This is a genomic window from Methylobacterium oryzisoli (assembly GCF_046557895.1).
Classification (GTDB): domain Bacteria; phylum Pseudomonadota; class Alphaproteobacteria; order Rhizobiales; family Beijerinckiaceae; genus Methylobacterium; species Methylobacterium oryzisoli.
Genome location: NZ_JBKIBX010000012.1, coordinates 54,744 through 80,043 on the forward strand (window position 1 = coordinate 54,744; position 25,300 = coordinate 80,043).

At 73.2% G+C, this 25,300-nt stretch carries 18 protein-coding genes and 1 pseudogene; 8 read left to right on the top strand and 11 right to left on the bottom strand.

Going from position 1 to position 25,300, the window contains the following annotated elements:
* Positions 1-2: 2 nt before the first annotated feature.
* A complete protein-coding gene (recG, locus tag ACKUB9_RS13835) occupies positions 3-2,117 on the bottom strand; it encodes an ATP-dependent DNA helicase RecG (RefSeq protein WP_407523136.1) in 2,115 nt (704 codons plus the stop codon).
* A 404-nt stretch (positions 2,118-2,521) separates the two neighbouring features.
* Here recG and ACKUB9_RS13840 point away from each other — a divergent pair, with 404 nt between their 5' ends.
* Entirely contained in the window at positions 2,522-2,818 is a 297-nt protein-coding gene (locus ACKUB9_RS13840; protein ID WP_407522869.1) for an FAD assembly factor SdhE, read from the top strand.
* Positions 2,819-2,882: 64 nt separating this feature from the next.
* On the top strand, positions 2,883-6,452 hold the full coding sequence (mfd, locus tag ACKUB9_RS13845; RefSeq protein WP_407522871.1) for a transcription-repair coupling factor: 3,570 nt from the start codon (positions 2,883-2,885) through the stop codon (positions 6,450-6,452).
* A 51-nt stretch (positions 6,453-6,503) separates the two neighbouring features.
* On the opposite strand, the gene ACKUB9_RS13850 is transcribed toward mfd, so the two are convergent.
* A complete protein-coding gene (locus ACKUB9_RS13850) occupies positions 6,504-8,207 on the bottom strand; it encodes a lysine--tRNA ligase (protein ID WP_407522873.1) in 1,704 nt (567 codons plus the stop codon).
* 343 nt (positions 8,208-8,550) lie between these two features.
* Between ACKUB9_RS13850 and ACKUB9_RS13855 the strand changes: the two genes are divergently transcribed.
* Entirely contained in the window at positions 8,551-9,039 is a 489-nt protein-coding gene (locus ACKUB9_RS13855) for a P-loop nucleotide/nucleoside kinase family protein (protein ID WP_407522875.1), read from the top strand.
* Between the two features lie 108 nt (positions 9,040-9,147).
* On the opposite strand, the gene ACKUB9_RS13860 is transcribed toward ACKUB9_RS13855, so the two are convergent.
* The 3 genes from ACKUB9_RS13860 to ACKUB9_RS13870 form a co-directional block, all read right to left on the bottom strand.
* Entirely contained in the window at positions 9,148-10,155 is a 1,008-nt protein-coding gene (locus ACKUB9_RS13860) for an LLM class flavin-dependent oxidoreductase (protein WP_407522877.1), read from the bottom strand.
* 116 nt (positions 10,156-10,271) lie between these two features.
* Positions 10,272-10,838 (bottom strand): type II toxin-antitoxin system VapC family toxin, encoded by a 567-nt coding sequence (locus tag ACKUB9_RS13865; protein WP_407522879.1) that lies wholly within the window; start codon positions 10,836-10,838, stop codon positions 10,272-10,274.
* The gene (locus tag ACKUB9_RS13870) at positions 10,828-11,127 is read right to left on the bottom strand and encodes a hypothetical protein (protein WP_407522881.1); all 300 of its coding nucleotides are present in this window, start codon (positions 11,125-11,127) and stop codon (positions 10,828-10,830) included. The genes ACKUB9_RS13865 and ACKUB9_RS13870 overlap by 11 nt, the downstream gene beginning before the upstream one ends.
* A 262-nt stretch (positions 11,128-11,389) precedes the next feature.
* Here ACKUB9_RS13870 and ACKUB9_RS13875 point away from each other — a divergent pair, with 262 nt between their 5' ends.
* Both ACKUB9_RS13875 and ACKUB9_RS13880 read left to right on the top strand, forming a co-directional pair.
* Positions 11,390-12,172, top strand: coding sequence for an SDR family NAD(P)-dependent oxidoreductase (locus ACKUB9_RS13875; RefSeq protein WP_407522883.1), 783 nt, complete (start codon positions 11,390-11,392; stop codon positions 12,170-12,172).
* Between the two features lie 12 nt (positions 12,173-12,184).
* Positions 12,185-12,973, top strand: coding sequence for an SDR family NAD(P)-dependent oxidoreductase (locus ACKUB9_RS13880; protein WP_407522885.1), 789 nt, complete (start codon positions 12,185-12,187; stop codon positions 12,971-12,973).
* A gap of 440 nt (positions 12,974-13,413) precedes the next feature.
* Here ACKUB9_RS13880 and ACKUB9_RS13885 read toward each other — a convergent pair whose 3' ends face one another.
* Both ACKUB9_RS13885 and ACKUB9_RS13890 read right to left on the bottom strand, forming a co-directional pair.
* A complete protein-coding gene (locus ACKUB9_RS13885) occupies positions 13,414-14,301 on the bottom strand; it encodes an MBL fold metallo-hydrolase (RefSeq protein WP_407522887.1) in 888 nt (295 codons plus the stop codon).
* 106 nt (positions 14,302-14,407) lie between these two features.
* A pseudogene (locus ACKUB9_RS13890) lies at positions 14,408-16,184 on the bottom strand (ABC transporter ATP-binding protein).
* Between the two features lie 543 nt (positions 16,185-16,727).
* On the opposite strand from ACKUB9_RS13890, the gene ACKUB9_RS13895 reads away from it, so the two are divergent.
* The gene (locus ACKUB9_RS13895; RefSeq protein WP_407522889.1) at positions 16,728-19,121 is read left to right on the top strand and encodes a 5'/3'-nucleotidase SurE; all 2,394 of its coding nucleotides are present in this window, start codon (positions 16,728-16,730) and stop codon (positions 19,119-19,121) included.
* Positions 19,122-19,248: 127 nt separating this feature from the next.
* Here ACKUB9_RS13895 and ACKUB9_RS13900 read toward each other — a convergent pair whose 3' ends face one another.
* The gene (locus ACKUB9_RS13900; protein WP_407522891.1) at positions 19,249-21,729 is read right to left on the bottom strand and encodes a PBP1A family penicillin-binding protein; all 2,481 of its coding nucleotides are present in this window, start codon (positions 21,727-21,729) and stop codon (positions 19,249-19,251) included.
* 6 nt (positions 21,730-21,735) lie between these two features.
* Positions 21,736-22,089 (bottom strand): hypothetical protein, encoded by a 354-nt coding sequence (locus ACKUB9_RS13905; RefSeq protein WP_407522893.1) that lies wholly within the window; start codon positions 22,087-22,089, stop codon positions 21,736-21,738.
* A gap of 184 nt (positions 22,090-22,273) precedes the next feature.
* Here ACKUB9_RS13905 and ACKUB9_RS13910 point away from each other — a divergent pair, with 184 nt between their 5' ends.
* Entirely contained in the window at positions 22,274-22,729 is a 456-nt protein-coding gene (locus ACKUB9_RS13910; protein WP_407523139.1) for a hypothetical protein, read from the top strand.
* A gap of 74 nt (positions 22,730-22,803) precedes the next feature.
* Here the strand turns inward: ACKUB9_RS13910 and ACKUB9_RS13915 are convergent, their stop codons facing one another.
* Positions 22,804-23,499, bottom strand: a complete 696-nt coding sequence (locus tag ACKUB9_RS13915) for a 2OG-Fe(II) oxygenase (protein WP_407523142.1) — start codon at positions 23,497-23,499, stop codon at positions 22,804-22,806.
* 5 nt (positions 23,500-23,504) lie between these two features.
* Positions 23,505-24,659: a bifunctional DNA-binding transcriptional regulator/O6-methylguanine-DNA methyltransferase Ada gene (gene ada / locus ACKUB9_RS13920; RefSeq protein ID WP_407522895.1), complete on the bottom strand. Its 1,155-nt coding sequence runs from the start codon at positions 24,657-24,659 to the stop codon at positions 23,505-23,507.
* A 182-nt stretch (positions 24,660-24,841) separates the two neighbouring features.
* Between ada and ACKUB9_RS13925 the strand changes: the two genes are divergently transcribed.
* A complete protein-coding gene (locus ACKUB9_RS13925) occupies positions 24,842-25,294 on the top strand; it encodes a DUF3617 domain-containing protein (RefSeq protein WP_407522897.1) in 453 nt (150 codons plus the stop codon).
* The last annotated feature ends 6 nt before the right edge of the window (positions 25,295-25,300 follow it).

Sequence of the window (25,300 nt, forward strand, 5' to 3'; positions counted from 1 at the left end):
CCCTACCCCGCACCGAGCAGCTTCACGGCGGCGTCGCGCTCGAACAGGTAGAGCAGCGTGCGCAGCGCCCGGCCTCGCTCGCTCTTCAGGCCCGGGTCGCGCTCGACGATCAGGCGGGCGTCGTCGCGGGCGGCCAGCAGCAGGTCGCCGTCCGCCTCCGGCCGGGCGAGCCGGAAGGCCGCGAGGCCGGACTGGCGGGTGCCCAGCATCTCCCCCTCGCCCCGCAGGCGCAGGTCCTCCTCGGCGATGCGGAAGCCGTCCTCGGTCTCGCGCATCATCTCCAGGCGCGCCCGCGCCACCTGGCCGAGCGGGCCGCGGTAGACGAGGAGGCAGGTCGAGGCCCCGGTCCCGCGCCCGACCCGGCCGCGCAGCTGGTGGAGCTGCGCCAGCCCGAAGCGCTCCGCATGCTCGATCACCATGATGGTCGCCTCCGGCACGTCGACGCCCACCTCCACCACGGTGGTCGAGACGAGGATGCGGGTGGTGCCGGACGCGAAGCGCTCCATCGCCTCGTCCTTGTCCCGCCCCGGCATCTTGCCGTGGACGAGGCCGACCGCCTCGCCGAAATGCTGCTGGAGATCCGCGAAACGCTCCTCGGCCGCCGCGAGGTCGATGAACTCGGATTCGGCCACCAGCGGGCAGATCCAGTAGGCCCGGTCGCCGCGGGCGAGTGCCCGCTCCAGCCCGGCCACCACCTCGTCGAGCCGCTCGCTGGAGACGAGGCGCGTGGCGATGGGCTGGCGCCCGGCCGGCTTCTCGTCGAGGACCGAGACCTCCATGTCGCCGAAGCAGGTCAGCGCCAGGGTGCGCGGGATCGGCGTTGCGGTCATCACGAGGATGTCCACCGCCTCTCCCTTGGCCCCGAGCGCGAGGCGCTGGTGCACGCCGAAGCGGTGCTGCTCGTCCACCACCGCGAGGCCGAGATCGCGAAAGGCCACCTCCTCCTGAAACAGCGCGTGGGTGCCCACCGCGATCGGGATGGTGCCGTCGAGGAGGCCCGCGCGCGTCGCCCGGCGCTCGGCCGTGCGATCGCGGCCGGTGAGCAGCGCCAGCCTCAGGCCCGCGGCCTCGGCGAGCGGGCGCAGGCGCTCCGCGTGCTGGCGGGCCAGGATCTCGGTGGGCGCCATCAGGGCGGCCTGCCGCCCCGCCTCGATGGCGGAGGCCATGGCGAGCAGCGCCACCGCGGTCTTCCCCGAGCCAACATCGCCCTGGAGCAGGCGCAGCATCCGCCGGTCCGAGCGCAGGTCGCCGCGGATCTCCGCCAGCGCGCGGATCTGCGCCCCGGTGAGCCGGAACGGCAGCGCCGCCTCGATGCGCCGCGACAGCGCGCCGTCGCCCGCGTTGACGCGGCCGGGTGCCCGGCGCATCCGGCTGCGCACCAGCGCCAGCGCCAGCTGGGAGGCCAGCAGCTCGTCGTAGGCGAGGCGGCGGCGGGTGCCGGGGGGCGGCTCGCCCTCGGCCGGCGGCGGCTTGTCCGGCCGGTGCTCGGCCCGCAGCGCCTCCGCGAAGGCGGGCCAGCGGTGCCGCGCGAGCCAGGCCGGGTCCTGCCACTCGGGCAGGTCGGGCAGGCGCTCCACGGCGCCCTGGGCGAGCTTGCCGATCGCCCGCGAGGTCAGGCCCTCGGTCGCCCCGTAGAGCGGCTCGACGGCGGGCAGCTCCGAGAACCCCTTGTCGTCGAGGATGCGTGCCGGATGCACCATCTGGCGGAAGCCGTCCCACAGCTCGATCCGGCCCGAGACGTAGCGGCGGGCGCCCACCGGCAGCATCTTTTCCAGGCGCGCGCGGGGCATGTTGAAGAAGACGAGGCTGATGTCGCCGCTCCCGTCCTCCACGAGCACCCGGTAGGGGCGCCGCCCGCCGGCCGCCTGCGGCGGGCGGTGCGCCACGACCTGCACGGCGAGCGTCACCGGCTCGCCGGTCGGGGCCTCGGCGATCGAGCCCTTGAGCGCCCGCGCCACGCCCCCGTGCGGCAGGTGGAACAGCAGGTCGACCACGCGCGCCGGGGTCTCGGGCGTGCCCAGCAGCCGGTCGAGCAGCGCGGCCATCTTCGGCCCGGCCCCGGGGAGCACGGTGGCGGGGGCGAAGAGCGGATCGAGGAGCGAGGGGCGCAGCGACATGCCGGGAAGCGGGACGGGATCGATCGGGGCCGTATACACGAGCCCGGCGGGATCGCGGCGCGGCACGGGGCAGCGGCCGGCCCGGCCGTATGCCTGCTCCGCGCGGCATCCCCGCATCCGACGGCCGGTATTCAAGCGACGGTCAGTTCTCTTAATTAGCGACCGCCGCAAGGAAAGCAGGCTTAAATAACGTGTCGCGCACCTGCTCATGGCGGCGGCCGAGTGAGCGTCGCCCTCTCTGCGTCGCACGGTCCGGCGGATGCACCGGCCGCACGATCGGCCGGCGGCGATCCGGGATGGCGCCAGCCCCCCGCGAGCCCATATAGAACCGACGAGATGCGCGGATTCCCGCGGGGCATCGCACCCCGCGGGAATCCGCGCCGTTTCCGCTTGGGACCGACCCGATGACCGGCACGACCCGCAGCAGCGCCGACCTCGACCCGCGCCGCCGCCGCACCCTCTTCCGCTCCTGGCACCGGGGCACCCGCGAGATGGACCTGATCATGGGCCGCTTCGCCGATGCCGAGATCGGCACCCTCACCGAGGCGGACTTGGACGAGTTCGAGCGCCTGATCGAGGTGCCGGACCGCGACCTCTTCCGCTGGATCAGCGGCGAGGAGGAGGCCCCCTCGAACTACGACACCCCCGTCTTCCGCCGCCTGAAGGGCTTCCACCAGCACGGCGCCCCCATCCACACCTGAGGCGTCCGGGGGGCCTTCAGGCCCTCTGGCGCAGCCTCTGCCCCCGGATTCCTGATCGCAGTCGATGGCAACCCATTCCAAGCCGCCGGTCGCCCGGTTCGCGCTTCCCAAATCCGCCGCCCTGACCCAGGCCGTCGAGGCGCTGCGGCGCGGCGACAGCCCGACGCTGGCGCGGGTGCCGGACGGCTTCGACGCCCTCGTGGTGGCCGACCTCGCCCGCGCGCTCGGCCAGACCACGCAGGGACCGGCCGTGCTGGTCCACGTGGCCCGCGACGGCACCCGCTCGGCGGCCTTCGCGAGCGCGCTCGCCTTCGTGGCGCCCGAGATCGAGGTCCTGAGCATCCCCGCCTGGGATTGCCAGCCCTACGACCGGGTCTCGCCGAACGCAGCCATCGCGGCCCAGCGGATGACGGCCCTGTCGCGGCTCGCCCGCTCGCGCTCCTCCGAGGAGCGCCCGCGCATCGTCCTCACCACGGTGAACGCCCTGGTGCAGCGGGTGCCGGCGCGCGAGCGCATCGCGGTCGAGACCTTTTCGGCCGCGGTGGGCAACGCGCTCGACACCGACAAGATCGTAGCGTGGCTGGAGGCCAACGGCTTCCTGCGCACCGGCACCGTGCGCGACACCGGCGAGTACGCGGTGCGCGGCGGCATCATCGACCTCTCGCCGCCCGGCCTGCCGAACCCGGTGCGCCTCGACTTCTTCGGCGACACCCTCGAATCGATCCGCAGCTTCGACCCCGAGACCCAGCGCACGATCGGGCAGTTGCGCTCCCTCGACCTCGTGCCGATGAGCGAGGTCCAGCTCACCACCGAGAGCATCCGGCGCTTCCGCCAGGGCTACGTCACGGCCTTCGGGGCCGCCGGCCGCGACGACCGGCTCTACGAGGCGGTGAGCGAGGGCCGCCGCGCCGCCGGGCTCGAACACTGGATGCCGCTGTTCGCCGACCGGCTCGACACCCTGTTCGACTATCTCGCGGGCGTGCCCCTGGTCTTCGACCGCGACGCGGACGACGCGGCGGGCGAGCGCCTGGGGCAGGTGCAGGAATACTACGACGCCCGCTGCGAGGCGCTGAAGCACCCCCAGGCCGGCGTGGCGCCCTACAAGCCGCTCAAGCCCGACGCGCTCTACCTCTCGCCCGCCGAGTGGGCGCGTCGCGTCGAGGGCGCCACGCTCGTCCGCCTCACCCCCTTCGCGCTGCCCGAGGGCGGCGGGCGGACCGTGGTCGATGCCGCGGCCGAGCCCGCGCGCTCCTTCGCGCCCGAGCGGGCGCAGGAGGGCGTCAACGTCTTCGACGCCGCCGTGCAGCACGTGCGCGACCTCCAGGCCGCCGGCCACCACGTCATCCTGGCGGCGTGGTCGGAGGGCTCGCGCGACCGGCTCTGCAGCGTGCTGACCGACCACGGTCTACCGAAGCCCAAGCCCATCACCCGCCTGTCGGACGTCATGGCGCTCAAGCGCGGGCAGGATGCGGCGGTGGCGGTGTGGGGCCTGGAGGCCGGCTTCACCCTCGACCGCCTCGCGGTGATCGCCGAGGGCGACATCCTGGGCGACCGGCTGGTGCGGCCCAAGCGCAAGGCCAAGCGGCCCCAGGACGTGATCCTGGAGGTGCAGGCGCTCGAACCCGGCGACCTCGTGGTCCATGCCGACCACGGCATCGGGCGCTTCGTCGGCCTCAAGACCGTGACGGCGGCGGGCGCGCCGCACGATTGCCTGGAGATCCAGTACAACGGCGGCCTGCTGCTGCTGCCGGTGGAGAACATCGAGCTTCTCACCCGCTACGGCTCGGAGGATGCCGACGTCCCCCTCGACAAGCTCGGCGGCGGGGCGTGGCAGGCCCGCAAGGCCAAGCTCAAGCGGCGCATCCTCGAGATGGCGGGCGCCCTCATCAAGGTCGCGGCCGAGCGCTTCCTCAAGGCCGCGCCCCGGATGGAGCCGCCGGACGGCACCTACGGCGAGTTCGCGGCCCGCTTCCCCTACGAGGAGACCGAGGACCAGGAGGCCGCCATCGCGGCGACGCTCGGCGACCTCACGGCCGGGCGGCCGATGGACCGGCTGATCTGCGGCGATGTCGGCTTCGGCAAGACCGAGGTGGCGCTGCGCGCCGCCTTCGTCACGGCGATCTCGGGGCGCCAGGTGGCGGTGGTGGTGCCCACCACCTTGCTGGCCCGCCAGCACTACCGCACCTTCGCGGAGCGCTTCAAAGGGCTGCCGGTCCACGTCGCGCAGGCGAGCCGCTTCGTCTCGAACGCCGAGATGAAGAAGGTGCGCGAGGGGCTCAGCCAGGGCACCGTCGACATCGTGGTCGGCACCCACGCGCTGCTCGCCAAGGCGATCGGCTTCAAGGATCTCGGCCTCATCATCATCGACGAGGAGCAGCATTTCGGCGTCGCCCACAAGGAGCGCCTGAAGGCCCTGCGCGCCGAGGTGCACGTGCTCACCCTCTCGGCGACGCCGATCCCGCGCACGCTGCAGCTCGCCATGACGGGGGTGCGCGAACTCTCGATCATCGCCACGCCCCCGGTGGACCGGCTGGCGGTGCGGACCTTCGTGACGCCCTTCGATCCCCTGCTCGTGCGCGAGGCGCTGCTGCGCGAGCGCTACCGGGGGGGCCAAGCCTTCTACGTCGTGCCCCGCATCGAGCACCTCGACGAGGTCAAGCGCTTCCTCGACCGCGAGATGCCGGAGGCCAAGGTCGGCATCGCCCACGGGCAGATGGCGGCGGGCCAGCTCGAGGACGTGATGACGGCCTTCTACGAGGGCCGGTTCGACATCCTGCTCTCGACCACCATCGTGGAATCGGGCCTCGACATCCCCACCGCCAACACCCTGATCGTGCACCGGGCCGACATGTTCGGGCTCGCCCAGCTCTATCAGCTGCGCGGGCGCGTCGGGCGCTCGAAGGCGCGCGCCTACGCCCTGTTCACCACGCCCGAGAACAAGACGCTGACGGTGCAGGCCGAGCGGCGCCTCAAGGTGCTGCAATCCCTCGACACGCTGGGGGCCGGCTTCCAGCTCGCCAGCCACGACCTCGACATCCGGGGCGCCGGCAACCTGCTCGGCGAGGAGCAGTCCGGCCACATCAAGGAGGTCGGCTACGAGCTCTACCAGCAGATGCTGGAGGACGCGGTCGCCGCCCTCAAGGCGGGCCAGGAGGTGCCGGCCGACGAGCAATGGTCGCCCACCATCGCGCTCGGCGCCCCCGTGACCATGCCGGAGGGCTACGTCTCCGACCTCTCGGTGCGGCTCGGCCTCTACCGGCGCCTCGCCACGCTCGACGGCGACGCGGAGCTGGAGAGCTTCGGGGCGGAGCTGATCGACCGCTTCGGCCCGCTGCCGCCGGAGGTGGAGCAGCTCCTCAAGATCGTGACGATCAAGATCCTGTGCCGGGAGACCAACGTCGAGAAGGTCGAGGCGGGCCCGAAGGGCATCGTGCTGCACTTCCGCGACCGGGCCTTCGCCAACCCGCAGAAACTCGTCTCCTACGTCGCCGGCCAGGGCTCCTTCGCCAAGGTGCGGCCCGACATGAGCATCGTGTTCATCCGCAACCTCGACACGGTGGCCGAGCGGCTGAAGGAGACCACCGGCATCCTGCGCGACCTCGCCAAGCTCGCCGCGCGCCGCAAGGCGGCCTGACGGCGCCGGGGCGGACGCCCCGGCGTCGCGCCGACCCGCGCGGTCGCGGCCCTACTCGGCCGCACTCCGCTCGCGGCCGGCCAGGAAGGCGGCGTGCTCCTGCGCGAGCGCGCCCGAGAGCGCCCGGGCGATCAGCGCCCGGGTCTCGGCCACGCCGTAGAGCGCCACGAAGGAGCCGAAGCGGGGGCCGCGGGCCTCGCCGAGCAGCGTGGCGTAGAGGGTCGTGAACCACGTCTGCGCCACGCCGGGGCGCCCGTCCGGGCTCTTGGCCTTGCCGGACAGGTCCGGGTAGTGCCGCCGCCCGACCTCGTAGACCAGGGCCTGCAGCGCCTCCGGGTCGGTCGAGCCCTCGACGGGGGCGAGGGTGCCGGAGAGGTCCGCGAGGGCGGCCGCCGCCGCCTCGTCCGGGGCCCGGTAGGTCTTGGCCGGGCGCACGAAGTCGCGGAAGTAGCGCACGGCGTGGCGCACCAGCCGGTCGAGGCGCGGCTGCGTCTGCGGCGAGGCCTCCGGCGCGTAGCGGCGGATGAACCCCCAGAGCACGTCCGGATCCTCGGTGTTGGCCACCGCCACGAGGTTGAGCAGCATCGCGAAGGTGATCGCGCCCCCGCCCGCCGCGCGCTCCGGCGCGGGCGGCGCGCCCGCATGGATGTGCCAGACCGGGTTGCCGAGCTGCAGCCTCGGCTCCTGGCCGGGATACTTGTCGAGGAACGACAGGTAGTCGTCCACCTGGCGGGGGATCACGTCGAAGTGCAGGCGCTTGGCCTCGCGCGGCTTGTTGTACATGAACAGCGCGAGGCTCTCGGGCGTGCCGTAGGCCAGCCACTCGTCGATGGTGAGCCCGTTGCCCTTCGACTTCGAGATCTTCTGACCCTTCTCGTCGAGGAAGAGCTCGTAGTTGAAGCCCTCCGGCGGCTCGGCCCCGAGCACGCGGGCGATCTGGCCCGACAGCTTGACCGAGTCGATCAGGTCCTTGCCGGCCATCTCGTAATCGACGCCGAGCGCCACCCAGCGCATCGCCCAGTCGGGCTTCCACTGCAGCTTGGCATGGCCGCCCGTGACCGGCGTCTCGTAGCGCTCGCCCGTGGCCGGGTCGCGCCAGACGATCGTGCCGGCCGCCCCCTTCACCTCGTCGATCGGCACCTGCATGACGTGGCCGGTGACCGGGTGGAGCGGCAGGAAGGGCGAGTAGGAGGCCGAGCGCTCGGCCCGCAGCGAGGGCAGCATCACCGCCATCACGGCGTCGTAGCGCTCCAGCACCCGCAGGAGCGTCGCGTCGAACAGCCCCGCCCGGTAGCACGCGGTCGCCGAGCGGAACTCGTAGTCGAAGCCGAAGGAATCGAGGAAGCGGCGCAGCTCCGCGTTGTTGTGCGCCCCGAAGCTGTCGTGGGTGCCGAAGGGGTCCGGCACCCGCGTCAGCGGCAGATTGAGGGCGCGGGCCAGCCCGTCGCGGTTCGGCACGTTATCCGGCACCTTGCGCAGGCCGTCCATGTCGTCCGAGAAGGCGATGAGCCGGGTCGGCACCGCGTCGTTCGTGAGCACCCGGAAGGCGTGGCGCACCATCGAGGTGCGCGCCACCTCCCCGAAGGTGCCGATATGCGGCAGGCCCGACGGCCCGTAGCCGGTCTCGAACAGCACCTCGGGTTTCGGATTCCGCTCCAGCCGGGCGACGAGCTTGCGCGCCTCCTCGAAGGGCCACGCCGCGGAGGTCGCGGCGGCGTCGAGGAGGGTTTGGTCGATGCGGAGCGGGGCGGACATTGTTTCAGGTGACTCAGGCGGTGTCCGAGAAGGCGCGCACCCTATGGAGTGCGTCTGCGCGGGTCAACGAAGCTCATCCGAGCGATGGCGATCCGACGCGTGCAGCCGTTCGACCTCGGCCGGATCGCGTCATGCCCCCGGCAGAGTCCGCTCCTCGCCGTCGGGACACGGTCCGGTCTGGACGACCGGGCCATTCACCGGCACACAGTTCCGATGACCTGTCCCGTTCACATCGCGGTGGCTGCGATCTGCCGTCGAATTAAGCGCCCGGCCTGACTCATCAGGCCGGGTCTGTCGGCATGTGAACACTCAGCGCGCCGCGCGCCACGGAAGGTCTATCGCCATGTGTACCAATGAAGTGATGCTGCATCTCGTATGCGGCAAGATCGCTGCCGGAAAATCGACGCTCACCGCCGCACTCGGAGCCCGCCCCCACACCATCCTCGTGAGAGAGGATCGATGGCTCGCCCGGCTTTATCCTGGCGAACAGAACTCGCTGGCCGATTACGTTCGCAATTCAACTCGCCTGCGCGGCGCGATGGGTCCGCATCTGATCGCGCTCCTGCGTGCCGGCCTCTCCGTCGTCCTGGACTTCCCCGCGAACACGCCGGCCAGTCGGGCGTGGATGCGCACACTCTTTCAGGACGCAGGCGTCGCGCATCAACTTCACTACCTCGACGTTCCGGACGAGATCTGCAAAGCGCGCCTGCGCCAGCGCAATGCTGCCGGCGAGCATGAGTTCACGGTGAGTGACGAGCAGTTCGATCTGTTCACCAGCTATTTCGTGGCGCCGGCTCCCGACGAAGGATTCAACGTGGTTCTTCACCGCTGAAGGGATGGTCGTCACCGGTCGATATCGGGATTCCCGCCCGGTACCGCACCGTCGCGACCTCGTACGACGCGGACCTTCCGGACGGGGACCGCGTGCCCGAGCGCCGCATCAGACCGAAGCCGATTCGAGCACTCGCGCGCCCTGCAACTCCGCCAGGATCTCGTAGGAGCGCAGGCGCGCGCGGTGGTCGTGGATCGCCGCCGCGACCATGATCTCGTCGGCCTGCGTGCGGGCGGCGAGCGCGGCGAGCCCCCGGCGCACCGTCTCGGGGGAGCCCACCACCGAGCAGGCCAGCATGCCGGAGGCCTGCACCTTCTCGTGGCCCGACCAGTAGGTCTCGATGTCGTCGATGGGCGGCGGCAGCAGCCCGCGTGTGCCGCGGAAGATGTTGGTGAAGCTCTGCTGGGCCGAGGTGAACAGGCGGCGCGCCTCGGCATCCGTCTCGGCCGCGATCACGTTGGCGCCGATCATCGCGTAGGGCCGCGGGCATTGCGCCGAGGGCTGGAAGCGCGCGCGGTAGACCTCCAGGGCCTGCGTCAGGGCGTCGGGCGCGAAGTGCGATGCGAAGGCGTAGGGCAGCCCCAGCACCGCGGCGAGCTGCGCCCCGAACAGGCTGGAGCCGAGGATCCAGAGCGGCACCTCGGTGCCGGTGCCCGGCACCGCCTGCACGGTGCGGCCGGGCTCCAGCGGCCCGAGCAGGGTCTGCAGCTCCACCACGTCCTGCGGGAAGGTGTCGGCGGCGGCGGGGTCGCGCCGCAGCGCCCGCAGGGTGCGCTGGTCGGTGCCGGGCGCGCGCCCGAGGCCGAGGTCGATGCGGCCGGGATAGAGCGAGGCCAGCGTGCCGAACTGCTCGGCGATCACCAGCGGCGCATGGTTCGGCAGCATGATGCCGCCCGCCCCCACCCGGATGCGGTGCGTGCCGCCCGCGATGTAGCCGATCACCACGGCGGTCGCGGCGCTGGCGATGCCCACCATGTTGTGGTGCTCGGCCACCCAGTAGCGGGTGTAGCCCCAGCGATCCGCGTGTTGCGCGAGGTCGAGCGCGTTGCGCAGCGCGTCGCCGGGCGTCGCCCCCTGCGGGACCGGCGCGAGATCGAGGACGGAGAGTGGCGGCATGGCCGGAACTCCAAGTTGCGGTCGGGTGCTCCCCTGCGCGTGCGAAGATCCGGTCGCGGGCCCCGCGATGCAAGGCGTGGGCGATCGGGCGTGCCATGCGCGGGCCGCGCAGCCGGTCAGAGATCGAATCCGACGAACCGTCCTTCCGGCACGAGCTGCTGGATCAGGTCGAAATCGCCATGATCGGCCGTGAGCACCGGCAATCCTTCGCGGGCGGCCGTGAGAAGGATCAGCGCATCGTTCAGGCATTCCTTGGCTTGGCCCCGCTGGAAACCCTGGAGGCGCGCCAGCGTGCCGGCGACGAGGCCGGCCTCGGCCCAGATCGCGGCATCGGGCACCAGCAGCCGGTTCGCCGGGATGGCTTCGAAGATCGCCGCGTAATGATCGCGCAGGGCGCGCCATCGCTCGCCGCCCGGGGATGCCTTGGCGATGCCTGCAGCGAGTTCGGATAGGCAAACGGAGCAGTGGAACAGGAGCGCCCGGTCGAGGCAGCCTTCCACCTCGGCCGGGAGGGTTCCGCCGGCATTGCGGATGTAGACGTTGGTGTCGAGGAGCAGCGCGGGCTGCGGCAGCGCGTCGAGATCGGCGAGCGACGGCAGGGCGCTGCGCTGGCGCCGCCGCAGCGGCGTCCGACGCCGCTCGGGCTTTCTCCGCCTCAGGCTCGCGCGAAGATCAAGTGTCAAGCGCGTGGTCTTGGCCCAGGCCGCCGCGGAGCTGCTTCAGGACGCGCCCGACCGGGTCCGGGCAGGCGAGCGCCGACAGGGCCACGACGCCGAGTTCCTCCATGGAGGAGATGCCGGTCTCGCGTTTCGCGGCCTCGACCAGAGCGGGCGGGGCGTGAAAGCTGACGGGCTCCGTGCGCTCGCCCAACAGGCCGGCCCGCCGCGCATCGTCGAGCAGCACGTCGCGCGCCTGGATCGGGCCCTGCGCGGGAGCCGGCGCCGCCCCCACCTCCGTCCGTCCCGGCTTCATCGCTGAAGGTCCTGCCCATGGATGCTGGATCGCCCGGGATGATAGGAGCGCCACGGCGCACAGGCAAGCCTGCCGCTAGGGCAGATACGGTGGCCAGCCGGTTCGACGGGACCGTACCCAAGCTTCCAATCCACCCTCCTCGCCTCGGCCGGCGGCCATGCCGGATCCGCGAAGCCGAGCCCTTGCCGCCCGTGCGGCTTTGCCCGAGGGTGACGGTGCGCCCGGCGGACACGCCGCGGAGCGGGCGTCCCGGGGAGGCAGCATGGCGCAGGCGTTCGATCTCAGCGGCCGGGTCGCGGTGGTGACGGGCGGCAACGGCGGCATCGGCCTGGGGATGGCGGAGGGGCTGGCGCGGGCGGGCTGCGCGGTCTCGCTCTGGGGGCGCGACGCGGGCAAGAACGCGCAGGCCGCGGCCCGCCTCGCGGACACCGGCGCGCCGGTGGACACCCGGGTCTGCGACGTCGCCGACGCGGCGGCGGTGCAGGCCACCTTCGCGGCGGTGCTCGCCCGCTTCGGGCGGGTCGACGGGCTCTTCGCCAACGCGGGCGTGGCGGGCGGCGGGCGCCGCTCCTTCCTGGAGCGCGAGCCCGAGGAATGGCGGCACACCTTCGCGGTCAACCTCGACGGCGTGGTGCACGCCTTCCAGGCGGCGGCGCGCCACATGGCCGAGCGGGCGGCGGCGGGCGACGCCTTCGGGCGGCTCGTCGCCACGTCGAGCGTGGCCTCGCTGCTCGGCGCGGCCCGCAACGAGCATTACGGCGCCACCAAGGGCGCGCTCAACGCCATGGTGCGGGCGCTCGCGGTGGAACTCGCCCGCTACGGCGTCACCGCCAACGCGATCCTGCCGGGCTGGATCGAGAGCGACATGACGGCCAGCCTGATGGCCAACGAGAAGTTCGTGACCCTCAACCTGCCGCGCATCCCCGCCCGCCGCTTCGGCCGGCCGGAGGATTTTGCCGGCATCGCCGTCTACCTGATGAGCGGGGCCTCGGCCTACCACACCGGCCAGGTGCTGGTGATCGACGGCGGCTACACCATCGCCTGAAGGGGGGCCGGCATGACACGCTTCGCGGGCCGCGCGGTCCTCGTCACCGGTGCGGGCAGCGGCATCGGGCGGGCCGCGGCCCGGCTCTTCGCCCGCGAGGGTGCGGGCGTGGCGGCGATGGACCGCGACGCCGCGGCGGTGCAGGCCACGGCGGCCGCCATCGCGGCCGAGGGCGGCCGGGCGCTCGCCCTGCCGGGCGATGCCGGGCGCGAGGAGGACGTGCTCGCCGCCCTTCAGGAGGCGGAGCGGGCCTTCGGGCGGCTCGACGCCATCCACGCCAATGCGGGGATCGGCGGAGGCACGACGCCGTTCCTCGACCAGAGCGTGGCGCTGTGGGAGGAGGTGCTGCGGGTCAACCTGATCGGCGCCTTCCTGGCGATCCGGCACGGCGCGCCGGTCCTGCTGCGCCACGGGGGCGGCGCCATCGTGTGCACGGCCTCGGTGGCGGGCCTGCGGGCGAACGCCGCGGGCGCCGCCTACAGCGCCAGCAAGGCCGGGGTGATCAGCCTCGTGCAGACCGCCGCCGACGCCTTCGCGGGCACGGGCCTGCGCATCAACGCGGTCTGCCCCGGCCTGATCGAGACCGGCATGACCGCCGCCCTGTTCGACGCGGCCCGGGCGAAGGGCCGGGAGGGCCGCATCGGCCAGCTCAACCCCCTGCGCCGGGCCGGGCAGCCGGAGGAGGTCGCGGCCGCCGCCCTTTTTCTGGCGAGCGACGAGGCCGCCTACATCAACGGGCAGGCGCTCGCGGTGGATGGCGGGCTGTCGAGCACGCACCCCTTCGTGCCGCGGGGGCGGTGAGGCCGGGGCGAGCCGCGCCGCCGCCGGCGATCAGCGGTTCTGCCGGCCGCCCTCCCCGGCCGTGTGATCCGTCAGCTTCTTCACCATCTTCCTGACATGAAGGCGGATAGCGAGAGACTGATCTCTCAGGACATCGGCTGGCATGCCCTGTTCTATCCATTCCCGCGCGAACACGATCGATTTCCTTTCCAAATTCATCCCGGATGCCTAATCAGCACTGCGCCAGTCCGGTTCAGTTCATGATTCGCAAACTCTGTCCGTCTTTCAGCACTCTTGCAGTCCGGACCATGCAATCAGGGCGATGCTCTTGTCAAATGTCCCCGAGCTTGACCGTCGAGGCTCACATCATGCGGGCCTTTGAAGCGCGGTAAACTGCGCAAGACTACGCAGGTTGGCGTTCATCCGACCTCTCGGCTCTCGCCGAGGTCGAGGGGGCGCGCTCACGGCCGCCGGTAGGCCGTGCCGTCCTCGGGCCGGGCGGGTTCGTGGACGTAGCGCCCGTCGAGGGGCACGGCCACGATGGCGAAGTCGCGGGCGAGCCGGTCGAGCCCCTCGCGCAGGCCCGGCCCGCGCAGGGGCCGGCCATGCCCCGTGACCGCGGTCTCGGGTCCGAGGCCCGCCAGCGCCTCGACGGAGCGGTGCGCGGCCTCCCAGTCGAGCGTGAGGTATTTCGGCGGCCCGTGCAGCTCGGTCTCCTGCACGGCGACCGCGTAGACGGATTCCTGTGCGGTGGTGACGAAGGCGTCGCCCGCCACCAGCATCCGGTCCTCGGGCCGCCAGAACGAGACGTGGCCGGGGGAGTGGCCGGGCGTGTGCACCCAGCGCCAGCCCGGCAGCGGCGGCACGCTGCCGTCCTCCGGCAGCAGGCGCAGGCGCTCGCCGAGGTCGACGGGCTTGGTGGGAAACAGCGGCGAGAGCAGCGCGAACAGCCCCCCGCCCACGCTCGGGTCCGGCGCCGGATAGGCGGCGCTGCCGTCGAGGTAGGGCTGTTCCAGCCGGTGCGCGTAGACCGGCGCGTCCCAGGCCATCGCCAGGTCCTCGACCACGCCGACATGGTCGAAATGGCCGTGGGTGAGCAGGATCGCGGCGGGCCGGGCCCCCTCGCCGAAGCGGGCGGCAGCGGCCTTCTCGATCGCCCGGCGCGCGCCCGGGATGCCGGCATCGACCAGCACCCAGGCCCGATCCCCCGCCCCAGGCCGGCCGAGAAACACCACGTTGACGATGGCGTGCCGCAGATAGGCGACGTCGGGGCCGAGGGCGTGGGTGCCGTCAGGACCCGCCGGCCCGTCGGCCCGCGCCTCGGGGGAGACCGGGATCTGCTGCGCCATGACGGGACCTCCTCTGACGGGACCGCGCGGTCCGGACCTCCGCGCGAAGGTCCGGACCAATGCTCCCTGGGAGTCCGTGTTCCGGCGGGCGGCGTGAGCGGGGTGCTCAGGCGCTCTCGGCCTGCGCCGCCTGCCGCTCGAACAGCGCCCGATAGGCGCCGTGCGGGCGGCGCATCAGCGCCGCGTGCGGGCCGTCCTCGACGATCCGGCCGCGCTCGAACACCAGGATCCGGTCGAGGGTGCGGACCGTCGAGAGCCGGTGCGCGATGATGATCGCCGTGCGCCCCCGCATCAGCCGCTCCATCGCCTCCTGGATCAGCGCCTCCGATTCCGAGTCCAGGCTGGAGGTCGCCTCGTCGAGGATCAGGATCGGCGCGTCCGCCAGGAAGGCGCGGGCGAGCGCGACCCGCTGGCGCTCGCCGCCCGACAGCTTCACCCCGCGCTCGCCGACCAGCGTCCCGTAGCCCTTCGGCAGGCGGGCGATGAAGTCGTGCGCGTTGGCGAGCCGGGCCGCCCGCTCGATCTCCCCCGCCGTGGCGCCGGGGCGGCCGTAGGCGATGTTTTCGGCGAGCGTGCGGTGGAAGAGCACCGGCTCCTGCGGCACGATGGCGATCTGGGCGCGCAGCGACCCCTGCGTCGCCCGCGCGACGTCCTGCCCGTCGATCAGGATGCGCCCGCCCGCGACGTCGTAGAGCCGCTGGATCAGCTTGACGAAGGTGGTCTTGCCGGAGCCGGAGCGCCCGACGAGCCCCACCCGCTGCCCGGCCGGGATGGCGAGCGAGAGGTCCCGGTAGAGCGGCGTCGCGTGGCCCGCGTAGTGGAAGGTCACGCCCTCGACGCGCACGGCCCCGCAGGGCGCGCGCGTCGGGCGCGTCCGCGACGCCGTAGGGCTCGGCGTCGAGGTCGACCAGTTCCTGCATCTCGCTCACGGCGCGCTGCAGGTGGTTGATGTGGCCGCCGATGTCGCGCAGGTAGCCGTGCAGCACGAAGTAGCTCGTGAGCACCGTGGCGACCTCGCCGGGGCTCGCCGCCGCGCGCCACCACAGCCCCAGCGCCAGCCCGACCAGCGCCGTGCGGAAGACGAGCAGCAGCGCGAACTGGGCGGTGCCGCTCCAGGTCACGCGCATCCAGGTCCGGTGCGTGCGCTTGCGCCACTTGCCCAGGATGCGGGCCAGCCGCTCGTCCTCGCGGGCCTCCGCCCCGAAGGCCTTGACCACGGCGTTGTTGCCGATCGCGTCGCTCAGCACGCCGCCGAGCCGCGTGTCGAGCGCGTTCGAGAGCGCGGCCGCCGGCTCGATCACCCGGGTCGCCAGCAGGCCGGCCGTGACGACGTACAGCACCGTCATCGCGCCGACGAGGGCGCCCATGACCGGCCAGGTCGCGCCCAGCATCAGCATGGTGCCGACGAGCACGACGAGCGTCGGCAGCAGCGAGAGCAGCACCACGTCGTTGAGCCCGTCGAGCGCCCACATGCCGCGCGAGATCTTGCGGACGGTGGAGCCCGAGAAGGTGCCGGCGTGCCAGTCGGTGGAGAGGCGCTGCACCCGGTAAAAGCTCGCGCGGGCGACGTCCCCCATCATGCCGAGCGTCAGCGGCACGACGAGGCTCCACGAGAGGTGCCGGAAGGCGACCGTCGCCACCCCGAGCCCGGCCATGGCCGCGAAGGCCCGCAGCGCGGCGTCGAGCGCGGCCGCGCGGTCCGCCTGGGCGAGCGCATCGACGAGGCGCCCGGCATAGACGGGCAAGAGCACGTCCGCGAGCGTCGCGGCCATCATGGCGGCGAGCAGCGCCCCGACGGTGCCGAGCCGCGTGCGCCAGTGGCGGACGAGGAAGACGAGGACGCGGCGGGTCGCGCCCGCGCGCTTGGGGGAACGGAGAGTCATGAGCCCGTGTCGACGCGGCGGCGCGCATCGATCCCATCGCGGAACGCGGGCCGCGCCCGGTCGGGCGGGCGGCGCGTCGTCGGAGTGTCGGTGGTGGGTGCGGGACCCGCCGCGGCGAACGGGCCGGGGCGGAGGCGCGGCCGTGCGACCTAGCGCGGACGGCCGAGGGAGAAGACGCAGAATGCTGTCATGCAGACCCCTCCCCGATTCGTGGGCAACCGGACGCAGAGGTAGCCGGAACGGCCAGGATTGGCAATCCGGTCGCGTCTCCATTCGACGCCGTGCGCCCGCCGCATCCATTCCCCGCCCGTTCCCTCGCGACAGGAGGGATCCCGAACGCGCGGATCTCCATCCTGGCCAACGGCAGCGCCGGACGGCCGGATACGGCCGGGCGGAAGGATGCGGGCAGGCGGCATGCCCGCGAACTCATCTCACGCTCTTCATCCCCTCGGCCTTCGCGGCCGAGCGTCACACGATCGTTGCACGATGCGCCTACCGCTCGCAATCCATGCCGTTCTGACGTAAGGGCATCTGGAGGTCACGATGGCGCTGAACATCCTTCTGACGAACGATGACGGCTACAACGCCCCGGGTATTCAATCGCTCTACAATTCTCTCGTTGCGGCAGGACACAACGTCCACATCGTTGCGCCTCAGGTGAACCAGAGTGCCCAGGGCAGCTCGCTTGGCGGCACGGCGGCAGTGTCCAGCCCGATCAGCATCACGCAGTTCTCGCCAGGCAACTACTACGTCGACGGCCGGCCCGCGACCGCGGCCCTGACCGGCCTCAATGATCTCTTCGCGGGCGCGCGTCCGGACGTGGTGATCTCCGGGACGAACCGGGGCGAGAACATCGGAACCAGCGAGAACATCTCCGGTACCGTGAATGCGGCGCTCCAGGGATTGTACGAGGGCGTGCCCTCGATCGCCGTTTCGGCCGGATCGTTCAACGGCAGCTACGACGCGGCCTTCGCGAATGCCGGCACGTTCACGGCCGATTTCCTCGCCCGGCTCGAAGCCCAACGCGCCCCCGGGGCGCCGCTGCTGCCGCCCGGCGAGGGGCTGAGCATCAACGTGCCGGGCAACCCGACGCTCGCGGGCGTGGCCGTGACGACCGTCACGCCGGAATCGAGCGGCTCCTTCCCGTACGCCCTGACCGGCCCGAACACCTACGCGGAGGGCTTCGTCGCGAACACCACGCCGTCCGGCAGCACGACCTCCGAGGGCTCGCAGTTCATCTCCAGCCGGATCACCGTCTCGCCGATCGACGGGAACTGGGGATCGAACGCGGCCGACCGGGCCGCCCTGGCGGCCCGCCTGGGCTCCGCGCCCAGCGTCGATCAGGCGGCGACGGGTCCGCTCAACATCCTCCTCCTCAACGAGGACGGCTACGGCGCGGCCGGGATCACCGCGACGCGCGACGCCCTGCTGGCCAAGGGCTACAATGTCACGGTGCTCGCGCCCAACACGGACCAGAGCAACGTCGGCTCGGCCCTGTTCCTCAATCCGATCACGGTCACGACCTACAGCGCGCGCAACTACAGCGCGAACGGCACGCCCGCGAGCCTCGTGTCGCTCGCGCTCGACCCCCAGGGTCTGCTCAACGGCATGCCGCGGCCCGACCTCGTGATCGCGGGCGCCGATGTCGGCAACGCCGTCGGCATCGAGAACGCGAACCATTCGGCGACCGTCGCCGCGGCCGCGACGGCGCTCTTCAACTACGGGGTGCCGAGCATCGCGGTCTCCTCGGCGGGCGGTTCGGCCGCCGACCTCGCGGCGAGCGCCGGCTTCGTGGCGCGGCTGGTCGTGGATCTGCAGGCCACGCAGGGGTCGGATGCGACGATCCTGCCGCAGGGCGTGGGCCTGAGCGTCAACGTGCCGGCCGGAGCGAACGGATCGCGCTACGCCTACACCACCATCGATCGGGCGACCAACGCCAACCTGTCGGTCACCGGCACGGCGACCCAGGCGACCTTCGTGTCGAACGGCGTTGTGACGTCGAACCAGCCCGATTCCGAGGGAACGGCGTTCAACGGCGGCGCGATCACGATCTCGCCGATCGACGGCAATTATTCCAGCAACCAGCTCTCCACCTACCAGGCCCTCGCCGGCGATCTCGGCACCGAGTTCGGCCAGCCCAGCGCGGGCTACACCACCCGCTCCACGGGTCAGGGCAGCACGCAGATCGACCTGATCGTGCCCGCTGCGCTGGTCGACGCAGCCGGGACGAGCGGCGCCGACACCGTCGTCTACTCCGGCTTCGGCACCGTCACGCTGCCGGGGACGATCGAGAATGCGCGGCTCACCGGGCCGGGCAGCAACCTCCTCATCGGCAACGCGCTCGACAACCTGCTCTCGGCGGAAGCCGGCAACGACTCCGTGTCCGGCCTGCAGGGGAACGACACGATCGACGGCGGCGTGGGCAACGACACCCTGTTCGGCGACGCCGGCGCGGATCGGGTCGACGGCGGGCTCGGCGACGATCAGGTGCGCGGCTATCTCGGCAACGACACGCTGTTCGGCAGCGCGGGCAACGACAGCGTGTTCGGCGAAGAGGACGACGACTTCATCGGCGCGGGGAGCGGGAACGACTACCTGTCGGGCGGCCTGGGCAACGATGCGCTCTACGGCGAGGCGGGCAACGACCTCCTGTTCGGCAACGCCGGGAACGACGAACTCGTGGGCGGAGCGGGGTCGGATACCTTCGCCTTCGGCCGCGGCGACGGGGCGGATCTGATCCGGGACTTCGTGACGGGCGGGTCCGAGCGGGATGTGATCGCGTTCAACGGGGGCGTGTTCGCGTCGTTCGCCGCCGTGCAGGCCGCCACCCGGCAGGTCGGGACGGACGCGGTGATCGCCTACGGGTCCGGCGACACGCTCACGCTGCAGAACGTGCAGAGCACCGCGCTCAGCGCTCAGAACTTCACCTTCGCCTGATCCACCGAGGCGCGGTCGGGGCACTTCCCGACCGCGCCGCCGGCCACGGCGTTCACGAGGCCGGGATCCTGGCACCGATCCGACGATACGCGTTTCGGCGCGGAGACCCGGGTGCTCCTGCGGCGGCCTACCGCCGCCAGATCCCGATGCGGTTCGAGCGGGCCTGCTCCTCGGCGGCGCGCAGGTCCGGGGTGGCCTCCGCGCTGGCGCGCCCGCCGCCGTTGAACAGGATCAGCTCCGAGAGGTCGTGGCCGTCGAGGCTGCAGCGATAGGCGCCCTCCGCCGCCGGCTGGCAGGCGACGTCGCGGCGGCGCAGATACCGGCCGAGTTCGCGGGCGTTGCGCCCGCCCAGGCCCTCGACGCCCTGGAGCCGCACGGTCAGCCCGTCGAATTCGAGCGTGCCGGTGTCGATCACCGTCGGCGTGCCGCGCACCCCCCGGCCCGCCCGCGGGTCCTCGGCCTCGGTCGGCACCTCGCGCGGGGGCTCCAGGCGAGCCTCTTGGCGGGCCTCCTGACGGGCCTCTTGGCGCGCTTCCTGGCGGGCCTCCTGCTGGCGCGCCGCCGGCCCGGGCTTCGCCTTCGCCCGCACCGCCAGGGCCTGGGTGACGAAGTCCCGCCAGATCGCCGCCGGCAGGTCGCCGCCGGTGACGCCCTCCATCGACGAATTGTCGTCGTTGCCGAGCCAGACCCCGACCACGAGGTCGGCCGTGAAGCCGATGAACCACGCGTCGCGGTTGTCCTGGGTGGTGCCGGTCTTGCCCCCCGAGGGCACCGCGACCCGGGCGCCCTTGCCCGTGCCCTCGCGCACCACCGCGGCGAGGAGGTCGACCATCCCGGCCCGGGCGGCCGGGTCGCGCATGGGGCTGAGCGCCGTCGCGGGCCGCGTGTAGAGCGTCTGGTCGCGGGCGGCGATCTGGCGGATCGCGTAGGGCTCGACGCTCTCGGCGCCGGCCGCCACCGCCGCGTAGGCGCGGGTGAGGTCGAGGAGCGTCGTCTCGGCGGAGCCGAGCGCGAGGCTCGGCAGGTTGGGCAGGTCGGCCTGGATGCCGAGTCCCTTGGCGGTCGCGATCACGGCCGGGATGCCCACCGCCTCGGCGAGCTGCACCGCCACGGTGTTGATCGACTGCGCGAAGGCGGTGCGCAGCGTGACGGACCCGCGGTAGCGCCCGCCGTAATTCTCGGGCTCCCACTCGCCGACCTGGGTCGGGCGGTCGACCATCACCGAATCGGGCTGGTAGCCGTTGCGCAAGGCGGTCAGGTAGACGAACAGCTTGAACAGCGAGCCCGGCTGGCGCCGCGCCTGGGTCACCCGGTTGAACTGGCTCTCGGCGTAGTCGCGCCCGCCCACCAGCGCCAGGATCGCCCCGTCCGGCGTCATCGCGACGAGCGCGCCCTGCGAGACCTTGCGGCGCTCGCCGTCCTGGTCGAGGCGGCGGGCGAGCACGCTCTCGGCGATATTTTGGAGCGTCAGGTCGAGGGTGGTGCGCAGCGTGGCGTCCGCCGGCCCGGCGCCGATCAGCGCCTTGGCCTGCTCGGCCGCGAGGTCGACGAAGTAGTTGGTGCCCACCGGGGTCTCGGTGGGCACCTGCACGGCGGCCGGGTTCCGGCGGGCCGCCTCGCCCTCCGCCGCGCTGATCGCGCCGGTCTCCACCATCGCGTCGAGCACCTGGGCGGCCCGGCCGCGGGCGCCGTCGAGGTTGCGGTGGGGGGCGAGCTGCGAGGGCGCGCGCACCAGCCCGGCCAGCATCGCGGCCTCGCTCAGGGCGAGGTCCCGGGCGGGCTTGCCGAAGTAGCGCTGCGCCGCCGCGTCGGCGCCGTAGACGCCCGCCCCGAAATAGGCGGTGTTGAGGTAGCGGGTGAGGATCTCGTCCTTGGGCAGCTGCGATTCGAGCCACAGGGCCAGCACCGCCTCCTGCACCTTCCGCTTCAGGGTGCGGTCCTGCGAAAGATAGTTCATCCGCACGAGCTGCTGGGTCAGCGTGCTGCCGCCCTCGCGGGTGCCGCCCGCGGCGAGGTTGCGGAAGGCCGCCCGCATCATGCCGCGCAGGTCGATGCCGTGATGGTCGTAGAAGCGCCGGTCCTCGATGGCGACGATGGCCTGCGCCAGCACCTTCGGTACCTCGCGGGGGCCGAGCTTGGCGCCCTTGATGACGCCGCGCGTGGCGAAGGCCTGTCCCCCCTCCGCCCGCAGCACCAGGGCGGAGGCGGTGGGCTCGACGATGAGGCCGCCGTTCACCGGCAGCGTCGCCAGCGCGTGGACGAGGTAGAGGAGGCCGAAGCCGGCGAGGGCCGCGAGCGAGAGCGCGGCGGCGCGTCCCCAGGGCAGACTCTTCCAAGGCACGCGCGCCCCGAGCGCCCGCACCGGCGCCCAGGCGGCGGCGCCCGCGGCGGCCGCACGGCGGGCCGCCGGATGCGCGCCGAGGCGGCGCAGCCCCGCCCCGGCCCGGGCGGCGCCGGCCCGCGCGCCGCCGAGGACGCGCCGGCCCTGCCCGGAGAGGCGGGCGCCGAGCCCGGGGGCGGGTGCGGGCTCCGGATGCGCGCCGCCCGTGTCCCCGAGATCGAGCCAGTCGCGGCGGGGTCCGGGCGGGTCCGGGTGCGGGCCGGCCACGCCGGATCAGCGCCCGGCCACCGGGCGGGGCTCGATCCAGGTGCGCATCGCCGCCGGGCGGCTGAAGCGCAGGGTCCGGGGAGCGTGCGAGCGATGGTAGTGGCGGCGATGCCAGTGGCGGCGGTGGTGGTAGCGCCGGTGCCAGTGCCGGCGATGGTGCCAGTGGCGCCGGTAATGGTGGTGGCGGCGCCAGTGGCGACGGTGCCAGTGGCGGTGGCGGCGCCAGCGGACCGTCTCGACGGTCGAGGGCTGGTCGAGCGCGAGCGTCGCGGCGGCGCGCGGCATCAGCGGCGAGGCCGCGGCCCAGCCGCAGAGGCCGACGAGGAGGCAGAGGGCCAGCATCAGGGGGCGGACGCGCACGGGCACCTCCAGGGCAGCGACGGTGGATCCGCCGATAACGCCAAGCTCAAGCATCCGTTCCGCGGCGGGAAGCCGTCGCCCGCCTCCGGGACGATCGCCCTGCTCCCGCGCCCGCGGCACCTTGACGGGGCGCGGTTTCCGGCCAGTCTCGGGGGCTCGCGGAGGAGACAGACCTTTGACGACGATGCGACCGTTCCTCGCCGCGGCGGCGCTTGCCGCCCTCGCCGCCCCGGCCGCTGCCCAGCAGCGCCCCGCCCCCAAGGCCCCGCCCCCGCCTAAGGAGGCGCCGCCGCCGGATGCCACCGCGGGCGCCCTCTTCCCCTGCCGCAGCGACAAGGAGGTCTGCTACGTGGGCGTGGCCCGGGAGGGCAAGCTCGTGGTGCTCTTCACCAACGACCCGAAGGGCGAAGAAATCTCCGGCAAGCCGGTCGCGGTCACGGACGGCTCGGCGGACCTCGCCAAGAGCGAGGGCAAGGTGGTGATGCTGGTGGGCAGCCTCGATCCGAAGACGGGCCTCGCCAGGGCCGAGATCGTCGACGTGGCGAGCCCCCTCGTCGCCTTCGCCATCAAGAGCGCGGTGGGCGGCGGCGGCGGAGACGAGCCGCCCCCGCCGCCTGCGCCGCCCCCGAAGCGGCGCTGACGCGCCGCCCGCCTCGCCTGAGAAGCGGCGCTGACGCGCCGCCTGCCCCGCCCTCGAAGCGGCGCCGACGCGGCTCACGCCGCGTCGTGGAAGATCAGGCCGGTCGTGTAGCGCTCGCCCGAGCGCACGCGGCTGACCCCGTGGCGCAGGGCGACCCGGTAGGCGCCGCGCGTGCCCTGCACCGGCCGGTGGCGGACCGCGAAGATCACGCCCTCCCCCTGCGCCAGCGGCACCACCTCGGCCCGCGACTGCATCCGCGGACGCTGCTCGGTGAGCACGAACTCGCCGCCCGTGAAGTCGCGCCCCGGCGCCGAGAGCAGGATCGCCACCTGCAGCGGGAAGACGTGCTCGCCGTACACGTCCTGGTGCAGGCAGTTGTAATCCCCCTCGCCGTAGCGCAGCAGGAGCGGCGTCGGCCGGGTCTGGCCCGCCTGACGGCAGCGGGCGAGGAAGTCCGCATGCGCCGCCGGGTAGCGCACGGGCAGGCCCATCCGGGCGTTCCAGCCATCGGCGAGCGGGGCGAGCCGCGCGTAGAGCGCGGCGCGCAGCTCCTCCAGCGGCGCGGGCAGCGGGTAGGCGTAGTACTTGTACTCTCCCCGCCCGAAGCCGTGCCGGGCCATGACGATCCGGCTGCGGAAGGGCGCCTCCTGCGGGTAGAGCGCCCGCAGCCGCGCGCAGGTCTCGGCATCGAGGAGCGGTCCCGTGGCGGCGCAGCCGTGGGCGTCGAGATCCGCCGCGATCCGGGTCCAGTCGAGGGTTTCCACCGGCATGACGCTCACCGGGGTTCTTCCAGCGGCAGCCGCTCCGGCTCCGCCCGGGCGCCTTCCCGGGCGAGCAGGGCGCGCTTGCGCGCCACGCCCCAGCGGTAGCCCGAGAGCGCGCCGTCGTGGCGCACGACCCGGTGGCAGGGGATGGCGACCGCGAGCGGGTTGGCGCCGCAGGCCTGAGCCACCGCCCGCACGGCCTTCGGCTCGCCGATCGCCCGGGCGATCTCCGTGTAGGTCGCGGTGCGGCCGGGCGGGATCGCCCGCAGGGCCTGCCAGACCCGCTGCTGGAAGGCGGTGCCGTTGATGTCGAGCGGCAGGTCGAAGCGGGCCTGGAGCGGCGTCTCGACGAGGCCGACGACCCGCGCCACCGTGGCCTCGAAGTCCGGTTCGCCCCCGCTCAGCTCGGCCCTGGGGAAGCGGTCCTGGAGGTCGCGCAGCAGGGCCTCGGGGTCGTCCCCGAGCAGGATCGCGCACACGCCCGCCTCGGTCGCCGCGACCAGGATGGCGCCGAGCGAGCACTGGCCGAGGGCGAAGCGGATCCGCGTCCCCGCCCCGCCCCGGCGGTAGGCGGTGGGCGTCATGCCGAGCCGCGCGGTGGCGGAGGCGTAGAAGCGGCTCGACGCGTTGAAGCCGGCCTCGAAGATGGCGTCGGTCACGGTCTCGGCCTCCTGCAGCCCGGCGGCGAGGCGGGCCGCCCGGCGGGCGCCCGCATAGGCCCTGGGGGTGACCCCGGTGATCCGCCGGAAGACGCGGTGGAAGTGGTAGGGGCTCATCCCGGCCGCGCGGGCGAGCGCGGCCAGCGCAGGCGGCGTCTCGGCCGCCTCGATCAGCCGGCAGGCCCGGGCGACGGCCTCGGCCTGGCGCGCGGCCAGCCCCGGCTCGTTCGGCCGGCAGCGGCGGCAGGGCCGGAAGCCCGCGGCCTCCGCGTCGGCGCAGGTCGGGTGGAAGGCGACGTTCTCGGGGTTGGCCGCCCGGGCGGGGCAGCTCGGCCGGCAATACACGCCGGTGGTGCGCACCGAGTAGACGAAGCTGCCGTCCGCGCGCGCGTCGCGGCGGGCGAGCGCCGCCCAGCGCGCCGCCTCGATAGAGGCGGGATCGGGCGAGGTGGCAGGCAAGGGGTCGGACAAGAGGCTGGGCAAGGGACTGGGATCGAGACAACGCATCACGGATCTCCTGGGGGCGGGTTCGGCCGCCGATGCCGCACTCTCGCGCGGCCCACGGCCGGCCCGCATCCCGGCGCTTGCGCTCGAATCCCGGACGATGGGCGCAAGAACCGGGAGGCGCGGGCGGCGCCCCGCGCGCGATCATGCCCGGGCGCGACCGCCGGAAGCGAGGAGGCGAAGCGATGGCGAAGGGTGTGGCAGCCGGGACGGTGGTGCTGGCGCTCGCGGCGGGTCTCGCGGCAGAGAGCGCGGCGGAGGAGCCGGTGCGCCTGCGGCCGGGCGCCTACGAGGTCGAGGTGCGCCTCGACCTGCCGCATCTCGACGGGGCGGGAGGACGCAAGGCGGTGCGCCTGTGCCTCGACGGCCCGCCCGTGCGGGGCCTGCCCGTGCTCGGCGACAACACCCCGCTCGCCGGCTGCCCGGCCTCGGACCTGCGCCAGGAGGGCGACGCCCTCAGCTTCACGATCGCCTGCGAGGGCCGCAACCAGCCCTCGGCCAAGGCCGTCTACCGGCTCGCGCCCGAGGGCTTCGAGGGCCGCATCGCCGTGCGGCTCGGCGGCAAGAACATGACGCTGACCGAGGTGCAGACCGGCCGCTGGCGCGGCGCCTGCGCGGCGGGCGACCTCCGCCCGTGACGGGAC

Bases quoted from the DNA above. Each gene is read 5' to 3' on its own strand.
- recG (WP_407523136.1), bottom strand. From the start codon at position 2,117: ATGTCGCTGCGCCCCTCGCTCCTCGATCCGCTCTTCGCCCCCGCCACC.
- ACKUB9_RS13840 (WP_407522869.1), top strand. From the start codon at position 2,522: ATGACCGGCACGACCCGCAGCAGCGCCGACCTCGACCCGCGCCGCCGC.
- mfd (WP_407522871.1), top strand. From the start codon at position 2,883: ATGGCAACCCATTCCAAGCCGCCGGTCGCCCGGTTCGCGCTTCCCAAA.
- ACKUB9_RS13850 (WP_407522873.1), bottom strand. From the start codon at position 8,207: ATGTCCGCCCCGCTCCGCATCGACCAAACCCTCCTCGACGCCGCCGCG.
- ACKUB9_RS13855 (WP_407522875.1), top strand. From the start codon at position 8,551: ATGTGTACCAATGAAGTGATGCTGCATCTCGTATGCGGCAAGATCGCT.
- ACKUB9_RS13860 (WP_407522877.1), bottom strand. From the start codon at position 10,155: ATGCCGCCACTCTCCGTCCTCGATCTCGCGCCGGTCCCGCAGGGGGCG.
- ACKUB9_RS13870 (WP_407522881.1), bottom strand. From the start codon at position 11,127: ATGAAGCCGGGACGGACGGAGGTGGGGGCGGCGCCGGCTCCCGCGCAG.
- ACKUB9_RS13875 (WP_407522883.1), top strand. From the start codon at position 11,390: ATGGCGCAGGCGTTCGATCTCAGCGGCCGGGTCGCGGTGGTGACGGGC.
- ACKUB9_RS13880 (WP_407522885.1), top strand. From the start codon at position 12,185: ATGACACGCTTCGCGGGCCGCGCGGTCCTCGTCACCGGTGCGGGCAGC.
- ACKUB9_RS13885 (WP_407522887.1), bottom strand. From the start codon at position 14,301: ATGGCGCAGCAGATCCCGGTCTCCCCCGAGGCGCGGGCCGACGGGCCG.
- ACKUB9_RS13895 (WP_407522889.1), top strand. From the start codon at position 16,728: ATGGCGCTGAACATCCTTCTGACGAACGATGACGGCTACAACGCCCCG.
- ACKUB9_RS13910 (WP_407523139.1), top strand. From the start codon at position 22,274: ATGCGACCGTTCCTCGCCGCGGCGGCGCTTGCCGCCCTCGCCGCCCCG.
- ACKUB9_RS13915 (WP_407523142.1), bottom strand. From the start codon at position 23,499: ATGCCGGTGGAAACCCTCGACTGGACCCGGATCGCGGCGGATCTCGAC.
- ada (WP_407522895.1), bottom strand. From the start codon at position 24,659: ATGCGTTGTCTCGATCCCAGTCCCTTGCCCAGCCTCTTGTCCGACCCC.
- ACKUB9_RS13925 (WP_407522897.1), top strand. From the start codon at position 24,842: ATGGCGAAGGGTGTGGCAGCCGGGACGGTGGTGCTGGCGCTCGCGGCG.